Origin of the sequence: Nocardioides bruguierae (genome assembly GCF_023656415.1) — a bacterium.
GTDB lineage: Bacteria > Actinomycetota > Actinomycetes > Propionibacteriales > Nocardioidaceae > Nocardioides > Nocardioides bruguierae.
Genome location: NZ_JAMOIL010000071.1, coordinates 1 through 753, shown reverse-complemented (window position 1 = coordinate 753; position 753 = coordinate 1). Strand labels below are relative to the sequence as shown.

1 protein-coding gene is annotated in these 753 nt (G+C 68.0%); it reads left to right on the top strand.

Annotation, left to right across the window (positions count from 1 at the left end):
- Positions 1-123: 123 nt before the first annotated feature.
- Positions 124-753 (top strand): leucine zipper domain-containing protein (locus M8330_RS21655; RefSeq protein ID WP_250829039.1); only part of this gene is annotated, 630 nt, incomplete at its 3' end.

Sequence of the window (753 nt, the reverse complement as noted above, 5' to 3'; positions counted from 1 at the left end):
TGTGATGCCCAGGCACGTTGGTCGAGATCGTGTGACGACACGGTCTGAGGTGTAGGTGGACGAAGGCCTCCCGGGTGTGGAGTGGAGCTGTCTAGGAACCGCTCCGCCACCAAGGAGGCCTTCGTGTCCCACGCTACCCATGCCAACGCTGCATTGACCCCACGGGCGCGGCTGCGTCTTGCGCGTCTGGTCGTCGACCAGGGCTGGCCGCTCGCTCGTGCTGCCGAGCGGTACGACGTCTCCTGGCGCACCGCGAAGAAGTGGGCCGACCGGTACCGCGACGAGGGCCCGGCCGGCATGCTCGACCGGTCCTCAGCGCCACACCGACAGCCGAACCGGACACCGGCACCAGTCGTACGCAAGATCGTGCACCTGCGGTGGAAACAACGACTGGGGCCAGTCGAGATCGGTGACCGGCTCGGCATGCCTGCCTCGACCGTGCACGCGGTCCTGGTCCGCTGCCGGATCAACCGACTCACCCACCTCGACCGCGCCACCGGGGAGCCGATCCGCCGCTACGAGCACGACCACCCCGGGGACCTGATCCACGTCGACGTCAAGAAGCTCGGCAAGATCCCCGACGGTGGCGGGTGGCGCTACCTCGGTCGCCAGCAAGGCGACAAGAACCGCTCGTCGACTGCTGCGCGCACAGGTGGGCGCAACAAGTACGGCCACGCGCTGGTCGGGACCTGCTACCTGCACACCGTCATCGACGACCACTCCCGGGTCGCCTACGTCGAAGCACGTGAGGAC